This window comes from Thermosynechococcus sp. (assembly GCF_046299635.1).
In the GTDB taxonomy this organism is placed as follows: domain Bacteria; phylum Cyanobacteriota; class Cyanobacteriia; order Thermosynechococcales; family Thermosynechococcaceae; genus Thermosynechococcus.
Genome location: NZ_JBKBHV010000006.1, coordinates 80,988 through 100,865 on the forward strand (window position 1 = coordinate 80,988; position 19,878 = coordinate 100,865).

Sequence of the window (19,878 nt, forward strand, 5' to 3'; positions counted from 1 at the left end):
CAAATGCCTAGACAAACCCACAATCACTGATCTATGATTAAAACTTGTGACCAAAAACGGATACTGAGTGGGAGCGATCGCCTCAACCCCCTTAAGTCCTTGGTTCCACTGATCCAAAAGTGGCAGCGTGTTCGCAACCTGCAACCGTACGTCTTGCCATCTTTACCTGCGCCTGTCCTTGATCAACGATGGATGCACCCTAGCGTTATCGTTTTGACCGTGTAACTGCTGGGTCAATCTACCATTCCTAAACTCTGTAGGAATCTGCCGAGGTGTGGCCTACGGGCTAGCTCTCGCTGTTTTGTTGTGATTCGTATTTTTAAGGAACGCGATCGTGACAGTTGGTATTTTAGGGACAAAGTTGGGCATGACCCAAATCTTTGACGAGGCGGGCCGATCTGTCCCCATTACAGTGGTACAAGCCGGGCCGTGTCCGATCACACAAATTAAAACCCCCCAAACCGATGGCTACACGGCGATTCAAGTGGCCTACGGTGAAGTGCGGGAGAAAAGCCTGAGTCGCCCTGAGCGCGGCCACCTCAAGAAATCGCAAACGCCCCCCATGCGTCATCTGCGGGAATTTCGCCTCGAGGATGCTTCTGCCTACCAATTGGGTCAGACGATTACTGTTGATATTTTTAGTCCGGGGCAGCTGGTGGATGTCCACGGCACCAGCATTGGCCGAGGCTTTGCGGGCTATCAAAAACGTCACAACTTCAAGCGCGGCCCAATGGCGCACGGCTCCAAAAACCACCGTCTGCCCGGTTCTACTGGGGCGGGAACAACCCCCGGTCGCGTCTTTCCCGGCAAGCGGATGGCGGGTCGCATGGGCAACGCGGCTGTCACCATTCGCAAGTTACAGGTGGTGCGCGTTGATCCTGAACGCAATTTAATCCTGATCAAAGGGGCACTGCCGGGCAAACCGGGGGCATTGGTGAGCATTACCCCCGCCAAAGTTGTCGGTCGCAAATAGGGGCTGGAGAGTAGTTATGGTTGCATGTGTCGTTAAAGACTGGCAGGGTGCCGACAGTGGTGAAGCCACCCTTGATCTGGCGACAGCCAAACCCGAAACCGCCAGTCATATTGTTCATCGCGCCCTTGTGCGGCAGTTGGCCAATGCCCGGCAGGGAACTGTTTCCACCAAAACCCGTGCGGAAGTGCGCGGCGGTGGTCGCAAACCTTGGCGGCAAAAGGGAACAGGACGTGCCCGAGCGGGTTCGATTCGTTCACCCCTCTGGCGGGGAGGTGGGGTAATCTTTGGTCCTAAGCCCCGCGACTACAGCCAAAAAATGAACCGTAAGGAGCGGCGGCTGGCTCTGCGAACTGCTTTGATGAGTCGGGTGGAAGACCTGATTGTGGTGCAGGACTTTACCGAGCACTTGCCCCGTCCAAAAACCAAGGAGCTGGTGACGGCGCTACACCGCTGGGGCATCGAGCCGGAGCAAAAAGTGCTGCTACTGGTGGAAGACATTGCTGAAATGGTGGCACTCTCGGCACGAAATGTGCCCACCCTGAAGTTGCTGCGTGCCGATCAATTGAATGTTTTTGATTTGCTCTATGCCGATCGCATTGTAGCCACCACCGCCGCGATCGCCAAAATTCAGGAGGTGTACGGTGACTAAAGTCCAACCCCGCGCCCTTGCGGATCTGATAAAGCGCCCCATCATCACAGAGAAGGCCACGGTTTTACTGGAAAACAATCAATACACCTTCGACGTGGATCGGCGCGCCACCAAGCCGCAAATCAAGGCCGCCATTGAGGAACTCTTTAACGTCAAAGTCACGGCAGTGAATACCTATCATCTGCCGCCCAAGGAGCGCCGTGTCGGTCGGTTTGTTGGGCATCGTCCTCGTTACAAGCGGGCGATCGTCACCCTTGCCCCCGACAGCAAGATCGTTCTCTTCCCTGAAGTTTAACGGAGTAGATCATGGGCATTCGCGTTTACCGACCCTATACCCCCGGCGTTCGCCAAAAAACGGTTTCTGACTTTGCGGAAATTACCACCGACAAACCCGAAAAGTCACTGACCCGTGGCTTCAAGCGGGACAAAGGCCGCAACAATCGCGGTGTCATTACCAGTCGGCGACGGGGCGGCGGTCATAAGCGTCGCTATCGCATTATTGACTTTCGCCGCAGCAGCAAGCTCAATGTTCCTGCCAAAGTGGCAACTGTGGAGTACGATCCCAACCGCAATGCTCGCATTGCCCTGCTCCACTATCGCGATGGTGAGAAGCGCTACATCATCCATCCTCGGGATTTGACCCCCGGCACCGAAATTATTGCCAGTCCCGATGCCCCTATCGAAGTGGGCAATTCCCTGCCCTTAGGCAAAATTCCCTTGGGTACCAGCGTTCACAATGTAGAAATTACCCCTGGTCGCGGTGCCCAAATGGTGCGAGCTGCCGGTGCCATGGCACAAGTGGTGGCCAAAGAAGGGGATATGGTAACCCTCAAACTTCCCTCGGGTGAAGTGCGGCTCTTCCGTAAGGAGTGCTACGCCACCATTGGCCAAGTGGGAAATGTTGAAGCCAACAACATCAGCTTGGGGAAAGCGGGTCGCAATCGCTGGAGAGGTCGTCGTCCGAAGGTGCGCGGTTCAGTGATGAACCCGGTGGATCACCCCCACGGTGGTGGGGAAGGGCGCGCCCCCATTGGTCGTCCTGGACCGGTCACTCCTTGGGGTAAACCTACCCTTGGCTACAAAACCCGCAAGAAGAAAAAACTTAGCGATGCCCTTATTGTGCGCCGTCGCAAGAAGTCTTCCAAGCGGGGTCGCGGTGGTCGTCAGTCTTAGGTTTTTGCGGAGAAACTAGGTTATGGGACGTTCATTAAAAAAAGGCCCCTTTGTGGCGGATCATCTCTTACGCAAGATTGAAGCCCTCAATGAGCGCAATGCCAAAGAAGTGATCAAAACGTGGTCGCGAGCCTCAACGATTGTGCCGGAAATGATTGGTCACACAATCGCTGTCCACAACGGCAAGCAGCACGTGCCGGTGTACATCACTGAGCAGATGGTGGGTCACAAACTGGGGGAATTTGCCCCCACCCGCAACTTCCGCAGTCATGTTAAGGGCGACAAAAAAGCCCGCCATTGATTCTCTTGTTCGCGTCTGGGATAGCCATCTATGGTTTCTACCTCTTCTCCTACTGCCCGTGCCTGCGCCAAGTATGTACGCATGTCCCCCCACAAGGTGCGGCGAGTACTGGATCAACTGCGGGGTCGCACCTACCGCGATGCCCTAATTATGCTGCGCTTTATGCCCTATCGTGCCTGTGAGCCGATTACGAAAGTCTTGCGATCAGCGGCAGCCAATGCCACCCACAATTTAGGCTTGGACCCTGCCACCTTGGTGATTAGTCAGGCCTATGCCGATCAAGGGCCTTGCCTCAAACGGTTCCGCCCTCGCGCCCAAGGCCGCGCTTACCAAATTCGCAAGCCCACCTGCCACATCACGATTGCTGTGGCGCCTCAAAACACTGCTGACGAATCGTAGAAGGATACCACCGTGGGACAGAAGATTCACCCAATTGGCTTTCGCCTCGGCATTACACAAGAACATCGCTCCCGCTGGTACGCCGATAGCGATCGCTATCCCGAGCTATTGCAGGAGGATCACCGCATTCGCACGTTTATTAGCAAGCAATTGGCCAATGCCGGTATTGCTGAAGTGCGCATTGAGCGGAAAGCGGATCAAGTCGAGTTACAAATTCGCACCGCCCGTCCTGGTGTTGTGGTCGGCAAAGGTGGTCAAGGGATTGAAGAACTGCGCAAGCAACTGCGGCAGATGCTTCCCAGTAACCGCACAATCAAAGTGAACGTAGTGGAAGTCAACCGCGTGGATGCTGAGGCCAGCCTCTTGGCAGAATACATTACCCAGCAACTGGAGCGACGGGTGGCCTTCCGACGCGCCGTGCGCCAAGCCATTCAGCGGGCACAGCGAGCAGGCATTGAGGGGATCAAAGTCCAAGTGGCGGGTCGCCTGAATGGGGCAGAAATCGCTCGTACTGAGTGGACACGGGAAGGGCGTGTTCCCCTGCATACCCTACGCGCAGACATTGACTATGCCTACCGCACAGCGCGCACGATCTACGGCATTTTGGGTGTGAAGGTGTGGATCTTCAAAGGTGAGGTACTGCCGGGACAAACCGAAGCCGTGACACGGGAGCCCAGCCGCCGCAGTCCCCAACGCCGTCTACCCCAATTTGAAAATCGCTCTAACTAACAGGGAAGCCAGCGATGTTAAGTCCAAAGCGTACAAAATTTCGCAAACAGCAGCGGGGTCGCATGACGGGGGTTGCCAGTCGTGGTAACTCCATCCACTTTGGCGACTATGCCCTTCAGGCTCTTGAACCTGCTTGGATCACCTCACGACAAATTGAGGCCGGCCGTCGTGCCATGACCCGCTACATTCGTCGGGGTGGTAAAATCTGGATTCGCATTTTCCCCGACAAGCCCGTGACGATGCGGCCAGCAGAAACGCGGATGGGATCAGGGAAAGGCTCACCGGAGTACTGGGTGGCAGTGGTCAAGCCCGGTCGGATTATGTATGAAATTGCCGGTGTGCCGGAGGCGGTTGCCCGCGAAGCCATGCGCCTTGCTGCCTACAAAATGCCGATCAAAACCCGTTTTCTAGTGCGCAATCAAGAAGAGGAACAACAGGAGGGTTAAGAATGGCACTGACAAAAATGAAGGATCTGCGGGAACTCAGCGATCAAGAGGTGAGCGATCGCATTGCCGCGATTAAGAAGGAACTCTTTGATCTCCGCTTCAAAAAAGCCACCCGCCAAGAGGTCAAACCCCATCAATTTAAGCATCTGCGCCATGAGTTGGCACAGCTTCTAACCCTTGAGAATGAACGTCGCCGCAGTGGAGGCCAAGGCTAATGGCAGTTAAAGAACGTGTGGGCGTCGTCGTCAGCGACAAAATGCAAAAAACCGTCGTCGTTGCCGTCGAAAACCGCGCCCCCCATCCTAAGTACGGCAAAATTGTCGTCAAAACCCGCCGCTACAAAGCCCATGATGAAAACAACGAAGCCAAAGTGGGCGATCGCGTGCGCATTCGGGAAACCCGTCCCCTGAGTCGCACCAAGCGTTGGGTCATTGCTGAGATTCTCAGTCCTCGCACTGCCTAAGGAGAGCCAGCCATGATTCAACAGGAAACTTACCTTAATGTTGCCGACAATAGCGGCGCCAAAAAGCTCCTCTGCATTCGCGTGCTCGGCGGCAGCAACCGTCGCTACGGCAGTGTCGGCGATGTAATTATTGCCACCGTCAAAGACGCCACCCCCAATATGGCAGTCAAAAAATCCGATGTGGTTCGCGCTGTAATTGTGCGCACGCGCAAAACCATCCGCCGTGAAAGTGGCATGAGCATTCGCTTTGATGACAACGCCGCTGTCCTAATTAACCAAGAGGGTAACCCTCGCGGTACCCGTGTCTTTGGTCCAGTGGCGCGTGAACTGCGGGATAAAAACTTCACAAAAATTGTTTCATTGGCACCGGAGGTACTCTAATGGCGGCCAAGAAATCTCACAAAAAGCCCGTGCGCTATCGCATGCACGTGAAAAAGGGAGACACGGTTCAAGTGATCGCTGGCAGTGACAAAGCCAAAGTGGGTGAAGTCCTCGCTGTTTTCCCCAAAACCAGTCAGGTGATTGTCAAAGGGGTCAACCTGAAAACCAAACACGTCAAGCCCCGCCAAGAGGGAGAATCCGGGCAAATTATTACCAAGGAAGCCCCGATTCATAGTTGTAAGGTGATGCTCTACTCCACCAAGCAAAACGTGGCCAGCCGCATCTGCTACACCTACACCGAAGATGGCCGTAAGGTACGGATGCTCAAGAAAACTGGCGAAATCATTGATTAAGTCTAACTTGTTTTCCCCTCTCTGACCCAGCCCAGAGAATGCCCCTAGGAGAAGCCCGATGTCCCAACGCCTCAAAGATCACTACAACAAAATTGTTGTGCCGCAGCTCATGCAGCAATTCCAGTACAAAAACATTCACCAAGTGCCCAAGATTGTCAAAGTGACCGTCAACCGGGGTCTCGGTGAAGCGGCGCAAAATGCCAAAGCCCTTGAAGCCACACTGGCAGAAATCGCCACCATTACAGGGCAAAAACCTGTAGTCACCCGCGCTAAGAAGGCGATCGCTGGCTTCAAAATTCGCAAAGGCATGCCTGTTGGTGTGGCGGTGACCCTGCGTTCCGATCGCATGTATGCCTTTTTAGATCGCTTGATTAACTTGGCGCTGCCACGGATTCGTGACTTTCGCGGTGTCAACCCCAAAAGCTTTGATGGCCGGGGCAACTACACCCTAGGTTTACGCGAGCAACTCATTTTCCCCGAAGTCAACTACGACGACATTGATCAAATTCGCGGCATGGATGTCTCAATCATCACCACTGCCAATACTGATGAAGAAGGACGCGCCCTGCTCAAAGCAATGGGCATGCCGTTCCGTGAGAACTAACGCCGGAGGCAGATTTTTAAGGAGCAACTATGGCAGTAAATGACACGATTGGCGATATGCTAACTCGCATCCGCAACGCAAACCTTGCGCGTCATCAAACCACCATTATTCCGTCCACGCGCATGACTCGCAGTATTGCGCAGGTGCTGAAAGCGGAAGGGTTTATTCGCGATTTTGAAGAGCAAGGGGACGGCATCAAACGGCATCTTGTGGTCTCCCTCAAATATCGCGGCAAGCAGCGCCAGCCGATTATTACTGCGCTCAAGCGGGTGAGCAAACCCGGTCTGCGCGTCTACGCCAATTCCCGTGAGTTGCCCCGAGTGCTCGGTGGCATCGGCATTGCCATCATCTCCACCTCCAGCGGCATCATGACTGATCGTGAGGCCCGGAAGCAGGGCATCGGCGGCGAAGTACTCTGTTACGTTTGGTAAGCTCGGAGGAAGTCCCACATGTCTCGTATTGGCAAGCGTCCTATCCCCCTGCCAAAAAATGTCACCCTCAGCCTAGACGGCCAGCAAGTCACGGTCAAAGGTCCCAAGGGTCAACTCAGTCGCGTTTTTCCGCCCGAGGTAAATGTTGCCCAAGAGGGCGAAACCATTGTTGTCAAACGCCGCGATGACTCTCGCCCGGCCAAAGAACGCCATGGCCTCTGCCGCACGCTGTTGGCCAACATGGTTGAGGGTGTCTCCCAAGGGTTTACGAAAAAGCTGGAGATTCAAGGGGTCGGTTACCGTGCCCAACTCCAAGGTAAAACCCTTGTCCTCAGTATGGGCTACAGTCACCCCGTTGAAATCGTGCCGCCCGATGGCATTACCCTAGAAATTGAAGACAACCAAGGTAAAAAGGTGCAGCAGGGCACGATTGTCCTCGTGAGTGGCATTGATAAAGAACTGGTCGGCAACACCTCTGCCCGTATTCGCGCCGTACGTCCCCCTGAACCCTACAAGGGCAAGGGCATTCGCTATATGGGTGAATTTGTGCGTCGTAAAGTTGGTAAGACAGGGAAGAAATAGATGAAGCAAACTCGTACTGCGGCTCGCCAAAGTCGGCATCAGCGCATTCGCCGCAAAGTTAAAGGTACCAGCGATCGCCCCCGCCTCGCTGTCTTTCGCTCCCATCAGCACATCTATGCCCAGGTGATTGATGATACCCGCCACCATACCCTCGTGGCTGCTTCCAGTGTTGAGCCAGAACTGCGGCAAAAACTGGGGGATGGCAGCACCTGTGCCGCCTCCATCGAAGTGGGGCGATTGATTGCAGAGCGTGCCAAAGCCGCTGGTATTGAGCGCGTTGTCTTTGATCGGGGTGGTAATCTCTACCATGGTCGTATCAAGGCCTTGGCGGATGCTGCCCGTGAAGCTGGACTAGACTTTTAGAGGATGACCCGATGGCAAATCGTCGTAAAAACCCCCGCAAAGTTGAAAAAGAGACTGACTGGCAAGAGCGGGTCGTCCAGATCCGCCGCGTCTCCAAAGTAGTCAAAGGCGGTAAGAAACTGAGCTTCCGCGCCATTGTTGTCGTTGGCAACGAGCGTGGCCAAGTGGGCGTTGGTGTCGGCAAAGCTGCTGATGTCATTGGCGCCGTGCGCAAAGGTGTGGCCGATGGCAAAAAACACCTCATTGACGTGCCGATTACCAAGTCCAACTCTATTCCTCACCCCACGTTTGGCGAAGGCGGGGCTGCCCGCGTCATGATTCGCCCTGCTGCCCCTGGAACCGGCGTTATTGCCGGTGGCTCTGTACGCACCGTTCTGGAATTGGCGGGGGTACGCAATGTTCTTGCCAAACAGCTTGGCTCCAGCAACCCTCTGAACAATGCCCGCGCTGCCCTCGAAGCACTTGCGGCGTTGCGCACCTTCCAAGAAGTCGCTGAAGAGCGAGAAATCCCCATTGAAAACCTCTATAGCAAATAGTTAGGAGTTGGCCATGCGGTTTCAAGATCTGCATCCCCAAGCGGGATCACGGCGACGGAAGCGGCGGGTTGGTCGCGGCATTGCCGCCGGTCAAGGGGCAAGCTGTGGCTTTGGCATGCGGGGACAAAAATCCCGTTCCGGTCGTCCCACCCGTCCCGGCTTTGAAGGCGGTCAGAACCCCCTCTACCGTCGTCTCCCCAAACTCAAGCACTTTCCCCTCGTCAACCGGAAGGTTTACACTACGATCAACGTGGGTCGTCTCAATACCCTACCGGCTAACAGTGTAGTGACGGTTGAGTCTCTGCTGGAGGCTGGCATTCTCACTACCGCTAAATATCCCCTCAAAGTGTTGGGGGAGGGTGAGCTAAATGTCAAGCTGGAGGTTCATGCCGCTGCCTTTAGTGGTAGTGCCCGCAGCAAGATTGAAGCCGCTGGTGGGGTATGCGTGGAGACCTCCGTTGCTGCCGACAGTGAATAGAGGAACCCCAATATGATTGTGAATCGCGGCAAGGCACCCACTGCCCAAGAAACCTTTATGCAGATGGCTCAAGCAGCTGGTCTGCGGGGGCGACTCCTGATCACCATTGGGCTACTGATCTTGGTACGGCTAGGAATCTATCTACCCATTCCGGGGATCGATCGCACTGTCTTTGCCCAGAGCGTCCAAGATAACGCCGTGATTCGCTTCCTTGACATCTTTTCAGGCGGTGGCCTCTCTGCCCTTGGTATTTTTGCCCTCGGCATCTTGCCCTACATTAACGCCTCCATCATCATGCAGTTGCTAACTGCTGCTCTTCCTTCCTTGGAGCGGCTTCAAAAGGACGAGGGAGAAGCCGGGCGACGCAAAATTTCTCAAATTACTCGCTATGTGGCCGTAGGTTGGGCGGTTCTGCAAAGTTTTGGCATCGCCATTTTTGTCAGCTCAATTCCGGGTGCAGCAATGCATCCCGGCGCTTGGTTCGTGGCCGAGATTGTCCTTGGCCTCACCGCTGGCTCAATGGTGGTGATGTGGATTTCGGAATTGATTACTGAGCGGGGTGTAGGGAATGGGGCTTCCCTATTGATCTTTTTGAGCATTGTTGCCTACTTGCCTTCCTCGGTGGGTCAGACCATTGCTCTTGCAGAAAGTGGTGGCAACATTGGCGGCATTGTTATCCTTGTGGCTGTCTTTTTAGCAATGATTGTTGGTATTGTTTTTGTGCAGGAGGGTACTCGCCGCATTCCCATTGTTTCGGCACGTCGCCAAGTGGGGCGCAAACTCTACCGCGAACAAACCAGTTACCTACCCCTGCGCTTAAACCAAGGGGGGGTGATGCCGATTATTTTTGCTTCGGCCGTACTGATTCTCCCTTCGACCTTGGCGCAGTTTACCCGCAATGAACTCGTGGCACGATTTGCCAGCTATCTTTCCCCCGCCGGGCCGACGCCGTGGTTATATGTGATTTTCTATTTGCTGTTGATTCTCTTCTTTAGCTACTTTTACTCCTCCTTGGTGGTCAACCCTGTGGATATGTCCCAAAATCTGAAAAAAATGGGTGCCAGTATTCCCGGCATCCGACCGGGGAAAGCCACCTCTGATTACCTAGAGCGCGTTCTTAACCGCTTGACATTCCTAGGAGCGATCTTTTTAGGACTGGTGGCGATTATTCCCACGGCAGTTGAGAGTGCAACCAAAGTAACAACATTTCAAGGACTGGGGGCGACCTCCCTGTTGATCTTGGTGGGGGTGGCCATTGACACCTCAAAACAAATTCAAACCTACGTGATTTCACAACGTTATGAGGGGATGGTGAAGCAGTAATGCGCCTAATTTTGTTTGGTGGTCCCGGTTCGGGCAAAGGAACACAGGCAGCTATTCTGACCACACTCTTGAGGATTCCCCATATTTCCACAGGGGATATTCTGCGGGCAGAGCGTGCTGCGGGCACCTCCCTCGGTCAACAGGCTCAAAGCTATATGGATCGCGGTGAATTGGTACCGGATCAAGTGATTGTGGATATGGTGGCCAATCGCCTGCAACAACCGGACACAGCTTCAGGCTGGCTCTTGGATGGCTTTCCCCGCAATGTGGCACAAGCAGCGGTCTTTGAGGAGATGCTCAAAAGCATTCACCAAGACTATGATTACTTACTCTTCTTAGATGTGCCGGCTGTGATTCTCCAAGAACGTGCCCTCAATCGCGCCAAGCAAGCTGCCAATGGTCAGCAGCGCTCTGATGATACTCCGGAAACCATCCTCAAGCGGGTAGAAGTCTATGAGCGGGAAACGCTACCGATGATTCGGCAGTACATGAGTCATCCCAAGTTTGTGCACATTGATGGAACACGTACGATCGAAGAGGTAACTGCTGCCATTCAAGCACGTATTGGGGAGGTGAACCGTGTCTAAACAGGATGCCATTGAAATTGAAGGGACAGTGACGGAGTCATTGCCCAACGCGATGTTTCGAGTAGATCTGGACAATGGTTTTAATGTTCTTGCCCATATTTCCGGTAAGATTCGCCGCAACTACATCAAAATTTTGCCAGGCGATCGCGTGAAGGTAGAATTGACCCCCTATGACTTGACAAAGGGGCGGATTACCTATCGCCTGCGCAAAAAGTAGTTTGATCTTTCTTAGCTACTCTGCTAAGATATAAAATTTGCGACTACATGAGCAACTGATATGAAAGTAAGAGCATCGGTACGGCGTATTTGTGAAAAATGCCGCGTCATTCGGCGACGTGGTCGGGTCATGGTGATCTGCACCAATCCGAAACACAAGCAGCGCCAAGGGTAACCCACTGTTGTTGCACACATAGGAACTAGATTCATGGCTCGTATTGCTGGTGTTGATTTGCCCCGCGACAAACGCATTGAAATTGCCCTCACCTACATCTATGGCATTGGCTTGACCCGCTCCAAGGAGATCCTGGCAAAAACGGGTGTGAATCCAGATACCCGTACCCGCGATCTAACCGATGCCGATATTGCGGCACTGCGGGCAGCCATTGACGAATACCAAGTAGAAGGGGATTTGCGCCGTCTAGAAGCCATGAATATCAAGCGGCTCATGGACATTGGCTGCTACCGGGGACGTCGGCATCGCCTTGGACTGCCGGTTCGTGGTCAGCGCACCCGTACTAATGCGCGCACCCGTCGTGGTGGTCGCCGCACTGTGGCTGGTAAGAAAAAACCCGCTGCTAAGAAATAAGTTTTTCCGCTCCTGCTACCTGATTCACGGTTTGGATAGATTATGGCACCCTCTGCAAAACGCTCTGGCTCTCGTAAGCAAAAGCGCAATGTCCCCAGTGGCGTTGCTCACATTCAGTCCACATTTAATAATACGATTGTCTCAATTACCGACCCCAACGGTGAGGTGATTGCTTGGGCCTCTGCCGGCTCCAGTGGTTTCAAAGGTGCCAAAAAAGGCACCCCCTTTGCAGCCCAGACTGCTGCTGATAATGCAGCTCGCCGTGCTATTGATCAGGGAATGCGGCAAATTGAGGTCATGGTGAGTGGTCCCGGCTCCGGTCGCGAGACGGCGATTCGGGCGCTACAAGCCGCAGGCCTAGAAATTACCCTTATTCGGGATGTGACCCCCATTCCCCACAATGGTTGCCGCCCCCCCAAACGGCGGCGGGTTTAGGTTGGCTTGGGTCACTTGGGAGCATAGCTATGGCATATCAAATTGAATGTTTGGAAACACGGGTTGAGGAGGATCAGAGCCAGTATGGCCAATTTGCGCTGCATCCCCTTGCTCCCGGTCAAGGGATTACGGTGGGGAATGCCCTGCGGCGAGTTCTCCTTTCCAACTTGCCCGGTAGTGCCGTGACAGCGGTGCGGATTGCTGGGGTTAATCATGAATTTTCGACGATTCCCGGTGTGCGCGAAGATGTCATGGATATTCTGCTGCAGATGAAGCAGTTGGTGATTCGCAGCCACACCTCAGAACCCCAAATGGGGCGCCTTTTTGCTCAAGCCCCTGACAATCAGCCCTTGACCGTCACTGCCGGCATGGTGCAACTTGGCTCTGAAATGGAAGTGGTCAACCCCAACCACTATATTGCCACACTGATGCCGGGAGCCACCTTGGAGATGGAATTCAAGGTTGAACAGGATCGCGGCTATCGCTCGGTGGAGCGGGTGCGGGACGATCGCCTTGCTTTGGACTATCTTCAATTGGATGCTGTCTTTATGCCCGTGCGACGGGTGAACTATACCGTTGATTCAGTGCGCAGTGCGGGTGCAGAGGGCAATCGCCAGCTCCAAGACTACCTGAAGCTGGAAATCTGGACCAATGGGAGCTTGACTCCCCAAGATGCCCTCAATCAGGCAGCAACGATTCTCGTGAACCTCTTTAGCCCCCTCAAGGAAGCGCCCCTGCACACCTCGGAGGCCAAGACCACCGACCAACCTGACGAAACGGCGCAAATTCCCATTGAACAACTCAACTTGTCGGTGCGTGCCTATAACTGTCTCAAGCGGGCTCAGGTGAATACGGTAGCCGACCTGCTTGAGTATTCCCAAGAAGAGCTACTGGAGATCAAAAACTTCGGTCAAAAGTCTGCCGAGGAAGTGATCGAGGCATTGCAAAAACACTTGGGCATTACCCTCCCACCCCAAAAAGCTGCCCGTAACTAGAGAGATTGAATGAGGTTTGTCTATGCGTCACCAACGTCGGGTTCCCCAGCTAGGACTGCCAGCGGATCAACGAAAAGCACTGCTGCGGGCATTGACCACTGAACTGATTCGCCATGGCCGTATTACCACAACCAAAGCGCGGGCAAAGGCAGTGCGAGCAGAGGCGGAGCGGATGATCACTTTGGCAAAGGATGGCTCCTTGGCAGCACGGCGACGTGCTCTTGGCTATCTCTACGATAAGCAACTGGTGCATGCCCTGTTTGCCCAAGCACGGGAGCGCTATGGCGATCGCAACGGTGGCTATACCCGCATTCTCCGCAGCGTACGGCGGCGGGGTGACAATGCCGAATTGGCAGTCATTGAACTGGTGTAGCAGGCAATGATGACGGCGATCGCACCTCCTCAGAGTGGCCAACGCTTGGCACTGCTCATTCAGTACCAAGGCACCCATTTCCACGGCTGGCAACGGCAGGTGGGACAACGCACGGTGCAGGAGGTGATTGAGCAGGCGATCGCCAGTGTTGTCAATCATCCCGTCTCTGTTGTGGCAGCGGGGCGTACCGATACAGGGGTGCATGCTGCTGGTCAAGTGGCACATGTCATGGTCAATTCGCCCATTCCCGTTCATCGTTGGCCGGGAATTCTCAACGCTCGCTTGCCCGCCGATGTGGTGATTCGTGCGGCGGCAGTGGTGCCCGATCACTGGCATGCCCGCTTCTCAGCGCTATGGCGTCGCTATCGCTATACCCTCTATACCGATCCCTGCCCCAATATTTTTCTGCGTCCTTGGACGTGGCATTACTACTATGCGCCCTTGGATGTGGAAAAGATGGCAGCCGTCCTTCAGCCATTGTTGGGGCGGCATCACCTCAGTGCCTTTCACCGCTCTGGCTCGAATCGTGCTCACTCTTGGGTGGAGGTGCAGGCGGTGAGTTGCCAGCGGCGCGGTGCCCTCGTAGAAATTGAGGTGCAAGCCTCGGGGTTTCTCTACGGCATGATGCGCCTGTTGGTGGGACTCTTGGTGCAGGTGGGACAAGGCCAGCGATCGCCCGCCAGTTTTACGGAAATTTGGCAGCAGGAGCAACGCCACCTCGTCAAGTATGCTGCCCCCCCGACGGGTCTTTGTCTATTGGGGGTGGGCTACCCTGAATCGCCTTTCCCCCTTGCCCTGTGCACCGAGGCGATGCCCCAGTTTCAGTTAGCCTCCATTACCCCTGAATTGTCCATTGCATAGAATTATGGAGTTTGTGATGACCAGTACCGTAAAGACACCACTGCCCGCCATGGACGACCTTGCTCCCCAGTGGTATGTCATTGATGCCGCTGATCAACGGTTGGGTCGGCTAGCCGCAGAAATTGCCCGCATTCTCAGGGGCAAAAACAAAGCCATTTACACCCCCCACATGGACACGGGTGACTTTGTGATTGTGATTAATGCGGAGAAAGTCACCGTTACCGGTAAAAAACGCTTCCAAAAACTCTACCGTCGTCACTCGGGACGCCCTGGCGGCATGAAAATTGAAACCTTTGATCAACTGCAAGCCCGCATTCCAGAGCGGATTATTGAGCATGCTGTCAAAGGGATGCTGCCGAAAAATTCCCTTGGTCGCAAACTCTTTACCAAGCTGAAAGTCTATGCTGGGTCAGAGCATCCCCACCAAGCGCAAAAACCCCAGCCTTTAACCATTAACACGATTCCGGGAGCCTAACGATGCAGATTGCTGATCAGTCTAAGCGGGTAGTTTACTTGGGAACCGGTCGCCGTAAGTCAGCGGTGGCACGGGTACGTCTGATCCCCGGCAGCGGTCAACTGTTGATCAATGGCCGCAATGGCGCTGACTACCTACAAAACAACCCCACCTATCTCAACTTGGTGAAAGCTCCCCTTGAAACCCTTGGCCTTGAAAGTAGCTACGATATTTATGTCAATGCCACGGGGGGTGGTTTGACGGGACAAGCGGATGCTATTCGTTTAGGGATTGCCCGTGCCCTGTGTCAACTGGACATCGAAAACCGTAAGCCTTTGAAAATGGAAGGCTATCTCACCCGTGATCCGCGTGCCAAGGAGCGGCGTAAATACGGTCTGCGCAAAGCCCGCAAAGCCCCCCAGTACTCAAAACGCTAAGATTTTGTTTTTTACTTCTCGTTTGTGGTGAGACTCCTATGCCAAAACCGAACATTCATCCCCAGTGGTATCCCGAAGCCAAAGTCTATTGCGATGGTGAAGTGGTTATGACGGTTGGTTCCACAAAACCGGAACTGCACGTGGACATCTGGTCAGGCAACCACCCCTTCTTCACGGGTACCCAGAAAATCGTTGACGCTGAAGGGCGAGTGGAACGCTTCCGCCGTAAGTACAGCGGTGCCAAGCCCCAGCAAGCCGCCAAGGGGAAAAAAGCCACCGCCAAGCCCGCCCCTAAAACCAATAAAAAGGGCTAATTACTCTTCATGTTTTTTCGGCCCGCTGAGTGGCTGCCCCATCGCGCCTGTTGGTTAGCCTTCCCCAGTCATGAAGATCTCTGGGGTGACCTATTACCGCAGGTACGGTTAGAATTTGTAGCACTATGTCGGGCGATCGCCGACCCCGATCCGGCCACAGGGCACTGCCGGGGGGAGCAACTGAAAATTTTGGTGCTGGATGAGGCAGGAGAAGCCACTGCCCGTTCCTACTTAGGGGATCTGAATCCGCAGTTTTATCAGCTGGCCTTTGGCGATATTTGGCTGCGGGATACGGCTCCTCTTGGCCTAATCAATCAGTCAGGAGAGCGCCGACTCCTCTGTTTGCCCTTTAATGGTTGGGGCAAAAAGTATCAATTCCCCGGCGACAGCGACTTGAGCGTGCGCCTTGCAACGCTCATCGGGCTGCCCTATGGGTCGGTGCCGTTATTTTTGGAGGGGGGGGCGATCGAAGTGGATGGCGAAGGAACCTGCCTGACGACCCGTCAGTGCCTGTTGAACCCCAATCGCAATCCCTACCTAGACAGCGAAGAAGTGGCAGCCCGCCTCCAGCCTGCCCTTGGGGCGAGCAAAATCCTCTGGATTGAATCCGGACTGGCCAACGATCACACCGATGGTCATATAGATACCTTGGTGCGTTTTGTGGCGCCGGCAACCGTGGTTTGTATGTTGCCTGAAAGTTCTGAGGATCCAAACTACGATGTCTTGCTTGCCATTTATGAGCAGCTGCAAACGTTCACGGATGCCAAGGGGCGTTCTCTAAATGTCATTCCGGTGCCTTCACCGGGGCGGGTCACCAGTCGCGAGGGGGAGATTTTGCCGGCAAGCTATGTCAACTTTTACATTGCCAATACCACGGTGGTTGTTCCCACTTATGGTGTTGAAGCCGATGCCAAAGCCGTTGAGGCGATCGCTAAGCTCTTTCCCAGTCGCAGAACCGTTGGCCTTCTCGCACGCACGATTTTAGAAGGGGGAGGCGCTTTCCATTGCATTACTCAACAGGAAGTATGAGAACCCTGACCGTCGCTGCCATTCAAGCGCAATTGACCGATGATGTTGAGACTAATATTCTACACCTCAGCGATTTGGTGCGGCAGGCGCATCAACAGGGAGCACAAGTCATTGTCCTGCCAGAGCTATTTGAGGGACACTATTTTTGCAAGGAAGAGCGGGAAATTCACTTTCAGCGGGCACACCCTCTGAAAAATCACCCCACAATCGCCCACTTTGAGGCTTTAGCGCGGGAACTGGAGGTGGTGATTCCGGTGTCCTTTTTTGAAAAGGCGGGCACCGTCTATTACAACAGTGTAGCCATGATTGATGCGGGGGGCGTCAACCTCGGTGTCTATCGCAAAAGTCACATTCCCGATGGTCCCGGTTATGAGGAGAAGTTTTACTTCCGACCGGGGAATACCGGCTTTCGGGTCTGGCGCACTCGCTACGGCAAAATTGGCGTCGGCATCTGCTGGGATCAGTGGTTTCCAGAGGCGGCACGGGTGATGACGCTGCTGGGGGCAGAGGTGCTGGTGTATCCCACCGCCATTGGTAGTGAACCCCATGATCCTACACTGGACACCAAAGACCCTTGGCAGCGGGTGATGATTGGCCATGCCGTGGCCAATGTGATTCCGGTGGTGGCCGCCAACCGTGTCGGTGAGGAGGGGGGGCAAGTATTTTACGGCAGTTCCTTTATTGCCAATCCGCGGGGGGATCTGGTGGCTGAGGCCGATCGCGCCCACGAAGCAGTGCTGGTGCACACCTTTGATTTAGAGGAAATTGAACGCCTACGGGCGGCCTATGGTTTCTTTCGCGATCGCCGACCCGGACTCTACAAAGCCTTATTGACTGCCGATGGCGTTATCTAATGGCATCTAATTTCCTTGGCTTGGCGAGTATGAAAGTGTAGGTGTTGGTGTTCCCTAGGGGGAGCCTGTAGCCGATGCGGATGATCATGCTCGCTGTCGTGATCATGGAGATGACTATGCCAAAAACCAGTGGGGAGACGCCGCAATTGCCACGGTTGGCTCAAAACAACGAAGGCGATGAAAAGTCCCATGCCGCTGAGGCCAGTATAGAAAAGGTGTTGGGTTGGAAAGTGACTGCCGAACCATCCTGCTAGGGGATAGGCCAAGACTCACCAGAGATGACTCCAAGCAAACTGGGCACCATAAACGCGCCCCTGAAAGTCCACGGCCACTCGCCCCGCAATCATCGTCTGCATAGGCACATTGACGAGGGTTTTGCCCATACCAGCGATCGCCCACAGCAGCGCGAGGCTAGGAACATTGGCACCATAGGCACTCAGCAACTGATCTGGCGATAGTCATAACCGCAAATAACCGCAGCTAGGGCAGCACCGACACCAAAGGCCGCCATGATTGAGCCGTAGGCCTGACTTCCTGCCTGTAGCACACCCTGAACATAGCCGACGGTATTCACCAAAATTTCAGCACCGGCGATCGCCGCCACCAATTGCAGCAGTAATCCATAGCGAATCGCTGCGTCCCACCAAAGGCACTGACTGCCGACACTTAGCTCCTCAAGAAATCCTCTATGGGGGGATACTGCTCCTTCTCTAGGGATGTTCAAAGCCGTAGGGAGCCAAGCAATCAACCCCGATGCTACCAAAAACGTCAGGGCGTCCCAAAAAAACACTGAACGGGGGCTAAACAGTGCGGCAACACTGCCGGCAAGGGCTGGACCTAAAATACTCAGGAGTTGATATGTGGCATTCGAGAGAGCGATCGCCTGCGGGCACTCCTCAGCAGGGGTGATCAACGGTAATGTGGCCGTGTAGGTTGGGGTAAAGAGGGCATGACATCCACTGAGCAAGGCCACCAGCCAATAGAATTGCCAGCCCTCACTGACAAACGGAAATAATGAGACCAAAACCATGCGCACAAGATCGGTTGTCACCATCAACCCCTTGCGAACCATCCGATCCGCTAAAACACCGGCCATGGGAGCCAACAGCACAAAGATCACCACTCGCAGGGTGAGGGCGGTTGAGAGCCACAGTCCTGAATTCTCTCCTGCCAATTCAAAAGCGAGTAGCCCTAGGCCGAGCCACGTGAATGCATCCCCAATCAGGTTGATCGCTTGCGCCGCATAAAGACGAGCAAAGGTTGGATTCCGTAGGCACTGCAACAGCGGGGGAAGGTGCAAAGTCATGGTGGTCACCTTACAATCCTACACTGTTTAATATATCCCCCCTAGGGGGATGCTAAGCAAGGAATTTTGTTAATGAACTATGATTGGCATACACTGTTCTTAAATACTTGTGAATTTGAGTGGTACAGTCACATCTGAGTATCTTGCTCGCGATCGCTGGCGGTTTGGTTCTACCAACAGTTGCTTTTGCAAACTGCACGATTAACAGCGTGACCGGCCTCAGCTTTGCTGCCTACAGCAGTTCTCGTCCCTCTGCCAGTGATGCCACAAGCTCAATCATATTTGTCTGTACGAATGTTCAGGGCGCAATTACGATTGACCTCAGTGCTGGTAATGCCGGCTGTTTTACCCCTCGCCCAATGACCTCCGGCAGGAGGCGCCTCGACTGCGAGCTGTACAATGCCGTGCGTACCCAAATCTGAGGGAAGGGTAGCGGCGGGAGCAGTTTACGCACCGTAGTGCGGGTGAATAATGTGTCTAGAACCCTTGAAATTTTTGGTCGCATTCCTAGCCGTGAGTTCGTCCCTGCGGGTATCTACAGCGATACAGTTGGGCTAACACCGGAATATCAAGAAACCGTAAAGCGATTGGTTTCCTCACGGATTTGCTCAAAGGAAATCTCTTGAGCCGTGCCGGCAAAGGGATGATCCGGAGTCAGAAAGAGAAGACAGTGACATTCTCGCCGTTCGCGCATGGGCACACAGGGACAGTTCCAGTAGGCCGCTGCTACCTCTGCTTCCTTGTCTTCATAGTGGCGGCAGGGACACAGGGGAGAACCATAGTCGTCCTTATGCTTGGCCAATCCCTCTAGGACAACGGCAGTTGTCCCTAGATCGGAGCAAAAGTAGGTTCCTGTGCGCTTGGCATAGGTTTCCGCAAACTTGCGCATGGCTTCAAGGTTTTTGTCGGAGGCCTGTTGTGGTTTATAGGGGCTACTCATGGCAAAATTTGCGATACGAAACTTCTTTCAGTTTAGCGGAAGGGGATTGCTGGATTGGCGGTGATTGAATTAAAAGATCCAGGGTGCTGGAGTTGAACCAGCCTATGGCGAATTATGAGTTCGCTGCCTCATCCGCTCGGCCAACCCTGGGAAGGTAATTGTTATTTTTCAATATACAGCCCTTTTCAAAAGGATCGAATACACTCAACAGTGGCAAAGCTAGGGTGAGATAGCATTTTATTTCCTTATCTGTCCCCATATATCAGAGGTTCTCAGAGTTGCTGTGGTTGGCACTCTCCCCCTG

At 54.2% G+C, this 19,878-nt stretch carries 36 protein-coding genes, 1 tRNA gene and 1 pseudogene; 34 read left to right on the forward strand and 4 right to left on the reverse strand.

What is annotated here, in order from left to right; translation table 11 throughout:
- The first annotated feature begins 334 nt into the window (after positions 1-334).
- The 33 genes from rplC to ACK4IR_RS04200 all read left to right on the forward strand — a co-directional run bounded on the left by rplC (position 335) and on the right by ACK4IR_RS04200 (position 17,582).
- Positions 335-973, forward strand: a complete 639-nt coding sequence (gene rplC / locus ACK4IR_RS04040) for a 50S ribosomal protein L3 (RefSeq protein WP_409872741.1) — start codon at positions 335-337, stop codon at positions 971-973.
- 16 nt (positions 974-989) lie between these two features.
- On the forward strand, positions 990-1,622 hold the full coding sequence (gene rplD, locus ACK4IR_RS04045) for a 50S ribosomal protein L4 (RefSeq protein ID WP_409872742.1): 633 nt from the start codon (positions 990-992) through the stop codon (positions 1,620-1,622).
- Positions 1,615-1,917, forward strand: a complete 303-nt coding sequence (locus tag ACK4IR_RS04050) for a 50S ribosomal protein L23 (RefSeq protein ID WP_181494828.1) — start codon at positions 1,615-1,617, stop codon at positions 1,915-1,917. The genes rplD and ACK4IR_RS04050 overlap by 8 nt, the downstream gene beginning before the upstream one ends.
- A gap of 11 nt (positions 1,918-1,928) precedes the next feature.
- Entirely contained in the window at positions 1,929-2,795 is an 867-nt protein-coding gene (gene rplB / locus ACK4IR_RS04055; protein ID WP_409872744.1) for a 50S ribosomal protein L2, read from the forward strand.
- Between the two features lie 22 nt (positions 2,796-2,817).
- On the forward strand, positions 2,818-3,096 hold the full coding sequence (gene rpsS, locus ACK4IR_RS04060) for a 30S ribosomal protein S19 (protein WP_011055940.1): 279 nt from the start codon (positions 2,818-2,820) through the stop codon (positions 3,094-3,096).
- 30 nt (positions 3,097-3,126) lie between these two features.
- Complete coding sequence (gene rplV, locus ACK4IR_RS04065) at positions 3,127-3,495, forward strand: 50S ribosomal protein L22 (RefSeq protein WP_011055941.1); 369 nt, start codon at positions 3,127-3,129, stop codon at positions 3,493-3,495.
- A gap of 12 nt (positions 3,496-3,507) precedes the next feature.
- Positions 3,508-4,224 (forward strand): 30S ribosomal protein S3, encoded by a 717-nt coding sequence (rpsC, locus tag ACK4IR_RS04070; protein ID WP_409872746.1) that lies wholly within the window; start codon positions 3,508-3,510, stop codon positions 4,222-4,224.
- A gap of 14 nt (positions 4,225-4,238) precedes the next feature.
- A complete protein-coding gene (gene rplP, locus ACK4IR_RS04075; protein ID WP_149817904.1) occupies positions 4,239-4,670 on the forward strand; it encodes a 50S ribosomal protein L16 in 432 nt (143 codons plus the stop codon).
- 2 nt (positions 4,671-4,672) lie between these two features.
- Positions 4,673-4,885 carry a 50S ribosomal protein L29 gene (gene rpmC, locus ACK4IR_RS04080; RefSeq protein ID WP_181494831.1) on the forward strand — a complete coding sequence of 71 codons (213 nt, stop codon included), beginning with the start codon at positions 4,673-4,675 and terminating at the stop codon, positions 4,883-4,885.
- A complete protein-coding gene (gene rpsQ, locus ACK4IR_RS04085) occupies positions 4,885-5,133 on the forward strand; it encodes a 30S ribosomal protein S17 (RefSeq protein WP_011055945.1) in 249 nt (82 codons plus the stop codon). Before rpmC ends, rpsQ begins: the two co-directional genes overlap by 1 nt.
- Positions 5,134-5,145: 12 nt before the next feature.
- Positions 5,146-5,514, forward strand: coding sequence for a 50S ribosomal protein L14 (rplN, locus tag ACK4IR_RS04090; RefSeq protein WP_409872749.1), 369 nt, complete (start codon positions 5,146-5,148; stop codon positions 5,512-5,514).
- Positions 5,514-5,867 (forward strand): 50S ribosomal protein L24, encoded by a 354-nt coding sequence (gene rplX, locus ACK4IR_RS04095; RefSeq protein ID WP_409872750.1) that lies wholly within the window; start codon positions 5,514-5,516, stop codon positions 5,865-5,867. Before rplN ends, rplX begins: the two co-directional genes overlap by 1 nt.
- Positions 5,868-5,925: 58 nt before the next feature.
- Positions 5,926-6,471 carry a 50S ribosomal protein L5 gene (rplE, locus tag ACK4IR_RS04100; RefSeq protein WP_409872752.1) on the forward strand — a complete coding sequence of 182 codons (546 nt, stop codon included), beginning with the start codon at positions 5,926-5,928 and terminating at the stop codon, positions 6,469-6,471.
- Positions 6,472-6,500: 29 nt separating this feature from the next.
- Positions 6,501-6,902, forward strand: a complete 402-nt coding sequence (gene rpsH, locus ACK4IR_RS04105; RefSeq protein ID WP_409872754.1) for a 30S ribosomal protein S8 — start codon at positions 6,501-6,503, stop codon at positions 6,900-6,902.
- A gap of 18 nt (positions 6,903-6,920) precedes the next feature.
- A complete protein-coding gene (gene rplF / locus ACK4IR_RS04110) occupies positions 6,921-7,484 on the forward strand; it encodes a 50S ribosomal protein L6 (RefSeq protein ID WP_409872755.1) in 564 nt (187 codons plus the stop codon).
- Entirely contained in the window at positions 7,485-7,847 is a 363-nt protein-coding gene (gene rplR, locus ACK4IR_RS04115) for a 50S ribosomal protein L18 (RefSeq protein ID WP_409872757.1), read from the forward strand.
- A gap of 11 nt (positions 7,848-7,858) precedes the next feature.
- Entirely contained in the window at positions 7,859-8,383 is a 525-nt protein-coding gene (gene rpsE / locus ACK4IR_RS04120) for a 30S ribosomal protein S5 (protein WP_011055952.1), read from the forward strand.
- 13 nt (positions 8,384-8,396) lie between these two features.
- Positions 8,397-8,861, forward strand: a complete 465-nt coding sequence (gene rplO / locus ACK4IR_RS04125; RefSeq protein WP_409872759.1) for a 50S ribosomal protein L15 — start codon at positions 8,397-8,399, stop codon at positions 8,859-8,861.
- Between the two features lie 12 nt (positions 8,862-8,873).
- Entirely contained in the window at positions 8,874-10,184 is a 1,311-nt protein-coding gene (secY, locus tag ACK4IR_RS04130; RefSeq protein WP_409872761.1) for a preprotein translocase subunit SecY, read from the forward strand.
- On the forward strand, positions 10,184-10,771 hold the full coding sequence (locus ACK4IR_RS04135) for an adenylate kinase (RefSeq protein WP_409872762.1): 588 nt from the start codon (positions 10,184-10,186) through the stop codon (positions 10,769-10,771). Before secY ends, ACK4IR_RS04135 begins: the two co-directional genes overlap by 1 nt.
- Complete coding sequence (gene infA / locus ACK4IR_RS04140; protein WP_011055956.1) at positions 10,764-10,988, forward strand: translation initiation factor IF-1; 225 nt, start codon at positions 10,764-10,766, stop codon at positions 10,986-10,988. Before ACK4IR_RS04135 ends, infA begins: the two co-directional genes overlap by 8 nt.
- Before the next feature lie 60 nt (positions 10,989-11,048).
- Positions 11,049-11,162: a 50S ribosomal protein L36 gene (gene rpmJ / locus ACK4IR_RS04145; protein WP_011055957.1), complete on the forward strand. Its 114-nt coding sequence runs from the start codon at positions 11,049-11,051 to the stop codon at positions 11,160-11,162.
- 33 nt (positions 11,163-11,195) lie between these two features.
- Positions 11,196-11,576 carry a 30S ribosomal protein S13 gene (gene rpsM / locus ACK4IR_RS04150; RefSeq protein WP_024125578.1) on the forward strand — a complete coding sequence of 127 codons (381 nt, stop codon included), beginning with the start codon at positions 11,196-11,198 and terminating at the stop codon, positions 11,574-11,576.
- Between the two features lie 42 nt (positions 11,577-11,618).
- Positions 11,619-12,011, forward strand: a complete 393-nt coding sequence (gene rpsK / locus ACK4IR_RS04155) for a 30S ribosomal protein S11 (RefSeq protein ID WP_409872764.1) — start codon at positions 11,619-11,621, stop codon at positions 12,009-12,011.
- A gap of 29 nt (positions 12,012-12,040) precedes the next feature.
- Positions 12,041-13,006, forward strand: a complete 966-nt coding sequence (locus tag ACK4IR_RS04160; RefSeq protein WP_409872766.1) for a DNA-directed RNA polymerase subunit alpha — start codon at positions 12,041-12,043, stop codon at positions 13,004-13,006.
- 22 nt (positions 13,007-13,028) lie between these two features.
- Positions 13,029-13,379, forward strand: a complete 351-nt coding sequence (gene rplQ / locus ACK4IR_RS04165) for a 50S ribosomal protein L17 (protein ID WP_409872767.1) — start codon at positions 13,029-13,031, stop codon at positions 13,377-13,379.
- 6 nt (positions 13,380-13,385) lie between these two features.
- Positions 13,386-14,240, forward strand: a complete 855-nt coding sequence (truA, locus tag ACK4IR_RS04170) for a tRNA pseudouridine(38-40) synthase TruA (protein WP_409872769.1) — start codon at positions 13,386-13,388, stop codon at positions 14,238-14,240.
- 16 nt (positions 14,241-14,256) lie between these two features.
- Positions 14,257-14,715 (forward strand): 50S ribosomal protein L13, encoded by a 459-nt coding sequence (gene rplM, locus ACK4IR_RS04175; RefSeq protein ID WP_409872771.1) that lies wholly within the window; start codon positions 14,257-14,259, stop codon positions 14,713-14,715.
- A gap of 2 nt (positions 14,716-14,717) precedes the next feature.
- On the forward strand, positions 14,718-15,131 hold the full coding sequence (gene rpsI, locus ACK4IR_RS04180) for a 30S ribosomal protein S9 (protein WP_409872773.1): 414 nt from the start codon (positions 14,718-14,720) through the stop codon (positions 15,129-15,131).
- 38 nt (positions 15,132-15,169) lie between these two features.
- Positions 15,170-15,445 (forward strand): 50S ribosomal protein L31, encoded by a 276-nt coding sequence (rpmE, locus tag ACK4IR_RS04185; RefSeq protein WP_409872775.1) that lies wholly within the window; start codon positions 15,170-15,172, stop codon positions 15,443-15,445.
- A gap of 9 nt (positions 15,446-15,454) precedes the next feature.
- Positions 15,455-16,474 (forward strand): agmatine deiminase family protein, encoded by a 1,020-nt coding sequence (locus ACK4IR_RS04190; protein ID WP_409872777.1) that lies wholly within the window; start codon positions 15,455-15,457, stop codon positions 16,472-16,474.
- Complete coding sequence (gene aguB, locus ACK4IR_RS04195) at positions 16,471-17,328, forward strand: N-carbamoylputrescine amidase (protein WP_409872779.1); 858 nt, start codon at positions 16,471-16,473, stop codon at positions 17,326-17,328. Before ACK4IR_RS04190 ends, aguB begins: the two co-directional genes overlap by 4 nt.
- Before the next feature lie 116 nt (positions 17,329-17,444).
- Positions 17,445-17,582, forward strand: a complete 138-nt coding sequence (locus ACK4IR_RS04200; protein ID WP_409872780.1) for a hypothetical protein — start codon at positions 17,445-17,447, stop codon at positions 17,580-17,582.
- A 15-nt stretch (positions 17,583-17,597) separates the two neighbouring features.
- Here ACK4IR_RS04200 and ACK4IR_RS04205 read toward each other — a convergent pair whose 3' ends face one another.
- Complete coding sequence (locus tag ACK4IR_RS04205) at positions 17,598-17,771, reverse strand: hypothetical protein (protein WP_409872782.1); 174 nt, start codon at positions 17,769-17,771, stop codon at positions 17,598-17,600.
- Positions 17,765-18,634, reverse strand: coding sequence for an MFS transporter (locus ACK4IR_RS04210; RefSeq protein WP_409872784.1), 870 nt, complete (start codon positions 18,632-18,634; stop codon positions 17,765-17,767). The genes ACK4IR_RS04205 and ACK4IR_RS04210 overlap by 7 nt, the downstream gene beginning before the upstream one ends.
- A gap of 119 nt (positions 18,635-18,753) precedes the next feature.
- Between ACK4IR_RS04210 and ACK4IR_RS04215 the strand changes: the two are divergent.
- Positions 18,754-19,260, forward strand: a pseudogene (locus ACK4IR_RS04215) (spore coat protein U domain-containing protein).
- Here ACK4IR_RS04215 and ACK4IR_RS04220 read toward each other — a convergent pair.
- The gene (locus ACK4IR_RS04220; RefSeq protein WP_298613731.1) at positions 19,203-19,574 is read right to left on the reverse strand and encodes a ferredoxin-thioredoxin reductase catalytic domain-containing protein; all 372 of its coding nucleotides are present in this window, start codon (positions 19,572-19,574) and stop codon (positions 19,203-19,205) included. The pseudogene ACK4IR_RS04215 and the gene ACK4IR_RS04220 sit on opposite strands and share 58 nt — an antisense overlap.
- Positions 19,575-19,651: 77 nt before the next feature.
- Positions 19,652-19,724: transfer RNA gene (locus ACK4IR_RS04225), tRNA-Ile, on the reverse strand.
- Positions 19,725-19,878 lie beyond the last annotated feature (154 nt).

What these genes read in the sequence shown, in the direction of transcription:
- rplD (WP_409872742.1), top strand. Translation starts at nt 990, where the DNA reads ATGGTTGCATGTGTCGTTAAAGACTGGCAGGGTGCCGACAGTGGTGAA.
- rplB (WP_409872744.1), top strand. Translation starts at nt 1,929, where the DNA reads ATGGGCATTCGCGTTTACCGACCCTATACCCCCGGCGTTCGCCAAAAA.
- rpsS (WP_011055940.1), top strand. Translation starts at nt 2,818, where the DNA reads ATGGGACGTTCATTAAAAAAAGGCCCCTTTGTGGCGGATCATCTCTTA.
- rplV (WP_011055941.1), top strand. Translation starts at nt 3,127, where the DNA reads ATGGTTTCTACCTCTTCTCCTACTGCCCGTGCCTGCGCCAAGTATGTA.
- rplP (WP_149817904.1), top strand. Translation starts at nt 4,239, where the DNA reads ATGTTAAGTCCAAAGCGTACAAAATTTCGCAAACAGCAGCGGGGTCGC.
- rpmC (WP_181494831.1), top strand. Translation starts at nt 4,673, where the DNA reads ATGGCACTGACAAAAATGAAGGATCTGCGGGAACTCAGCGATCAAGAG.
- rpsQ (WP_011055945.1), top strand. Translation starts at nt 4,885, where the DNA reads ATGGCAGTTAAAGAACGTGTGGGCGTCGTCGTCAGCGACAAAATGCAA.
- rplN (WP_409872749.1), top strand. Translation starts at nt 5,146, where the DNA reads ATGATTCAACAGGAAACTTACCTTAATGTTGCCGACAATAGCGGCGCC.
- rplX (WP_409872750.1), top strand. Translation starts at nt 5,514, where the DNA reads ATGGCGGCCAAGAAATCTCACAAAAAGCCCGTGCGCTATCGCATGCAC.
- rplE (WP_409872752.1), top strand. Translation starts at nt 5,926, where the DNA reads ATGTCCCAACGCCTCAAAGATCACTACAACAAAATTGTTGTGCCGCAG.
- rpsH (WP_409872754.1), top strand. Translation starts at nt 6,501, where the DNA reads ATGGCAGTAAATGACACGATTGGCGATATGCTAACTCGCATCCGCAAC.
- rplF (WP_409872755.1), top strand. Translation starts at nt 6,921, where the DNA reads ATGTCTCGTATTGGCAAGCGTCCTATCCCCCTGCCAAAAAATGTCACC.
- rplR (WP_409872757.1), top strand. Translation starts at nt 7,485, where the DNA reads ATGAAGCAAACTCGTACTGCGGCTCGCCAAAGTCGGCATCAGCGCATT.
- rpsE (WP_011055952.1), top strand. Translation starts at nt 7,859, where the DNA reads ATGGCAAATCGTCGTAAAAACCCCCGCAAAGTTGAAAAAGAGACTGAC.
- rplO (WP_409872759.1), top strand. Translation starts at nt 8,397, where the DNA reads ATGCGGTTTCAAGATCTGCATCCCCAAGCGGGATCACGGCGACGGAAG.
- secY (WP_409872761.1), top strand. Translation starts at nt 8,874, where the DNA reads ATGATTGTGAATCGCGGCAAGGCACCCACTGCCCAAGAAACCTTTATG.
- ACK4IR_RS04135 (WP_409872762.1), top strand. Translation starts at nt 10,184, where the DNA reads ATGCGCCTAATTTTGTTTGGTGGTCCCGGTTCGGGCAAAGGAACACAG.
- rpmJ (WP_011055957.1), top strand. Translation starts at nt 11,049, where the DNA reads ATGAAAGTAAGAGCATCGGTACGGCGTATTTGTGAAAAATGCCGCGTC.
- rpsM (WP_024125578.1), top strand. Translation starts at nt 11,196, where the DNA reads ATGGCTCGTATTGCTGGTGTTGATTTGCCCCGCGACAAACGCATTGAA.
- rpsK (WP_409872764.1), top strand. Translation starts at nt 11,619, where the DNA reads ATGGCACCCTCTGCAAAACGCTCTGGCTCTCGTAAGCAAAAGCGCAAT.
- ACK4IR_RS04160 (WP_409872766.1), top strand. Translation starts at nt 12,041, where the DNA reads ATGGCATATCAAATTGAATGTTTGGAAACACGGGTTGAGGAGGATCAG.
- rplQ (WP_409872767.1), top strand. Translation starts at nt 13,029, where the DNA reads ATGCGTCACCAACGTCGGGTTCCCCAGCTAGGACTGCCAGCGGATCAA.
- truA (WP_409872769.1), top strand. Translation starts at nt 13,386, where the DNA reads ATGATGACGGCGATCGCACCTCCTCAGAGTGGCCAACGCTTGGCACTG.
- rplM (WP_409872771.1), top strand. Translation starts at nt 14,257, where the DNA reads ATGACCAGTACCGTAAAGACACCACTGCCCGCCATGGACGACCTTGCT.
- rpsI (WP_409872773.1), top strand. Translation starts at nt 14,718, where the DNA reads ATGCAGATTGCTGATCAGTCTAAGCGGGTAGTTTACTTGGGAACCGGT.
- rpmE (WP_409872775.1), top strand. Translation starts at nt 15,170, where the DNA reads ATGCCAAAACCGAACATTCATCCCCAGTGGTATCCCGAAGCCAAAGTC.
- ACK4IR_RS04190 (WP_409872777.1), top strand. Translation starts at nt 15,455, where the DNA reads ATGTTTTTTCGGCCCGCTGAGTGGCTGCCCCATCGCGCCTGTTGGTTA.
- aguB (WP_409872779.1), top strand. Translation starts at nt 16,471, where the DNA reads ATGAGAACCCTGACCGTCGCTGCCATTCAAGCGCAATTGACCGATGAT.
- ACK4IR_RS04200 (WP_409872780.1), top strand. Translation starts at nt 17,445, where the DNA reads ATGCCAAAAACCAGTGGGGAGACGCCGCAATTGCCACGGTTGGCTCAA.
- ACK4IR_RS04210 (WP_409872784.1), bottom strand. Translation starts at nt 18,634, where the DNA reads ATGACTTTGCACCTTCCCCCGCTGTTGCAGTGCCTACGGAATCCAACC.
- ACK4IR_RS04220 (WP_298613731.1), bottom strand. Translation starts at nt 19,574, where the DNA reads ATGAGTAGCCCCTATAAACCACAACAGGCCTCCGACAAAAACCTTGAA.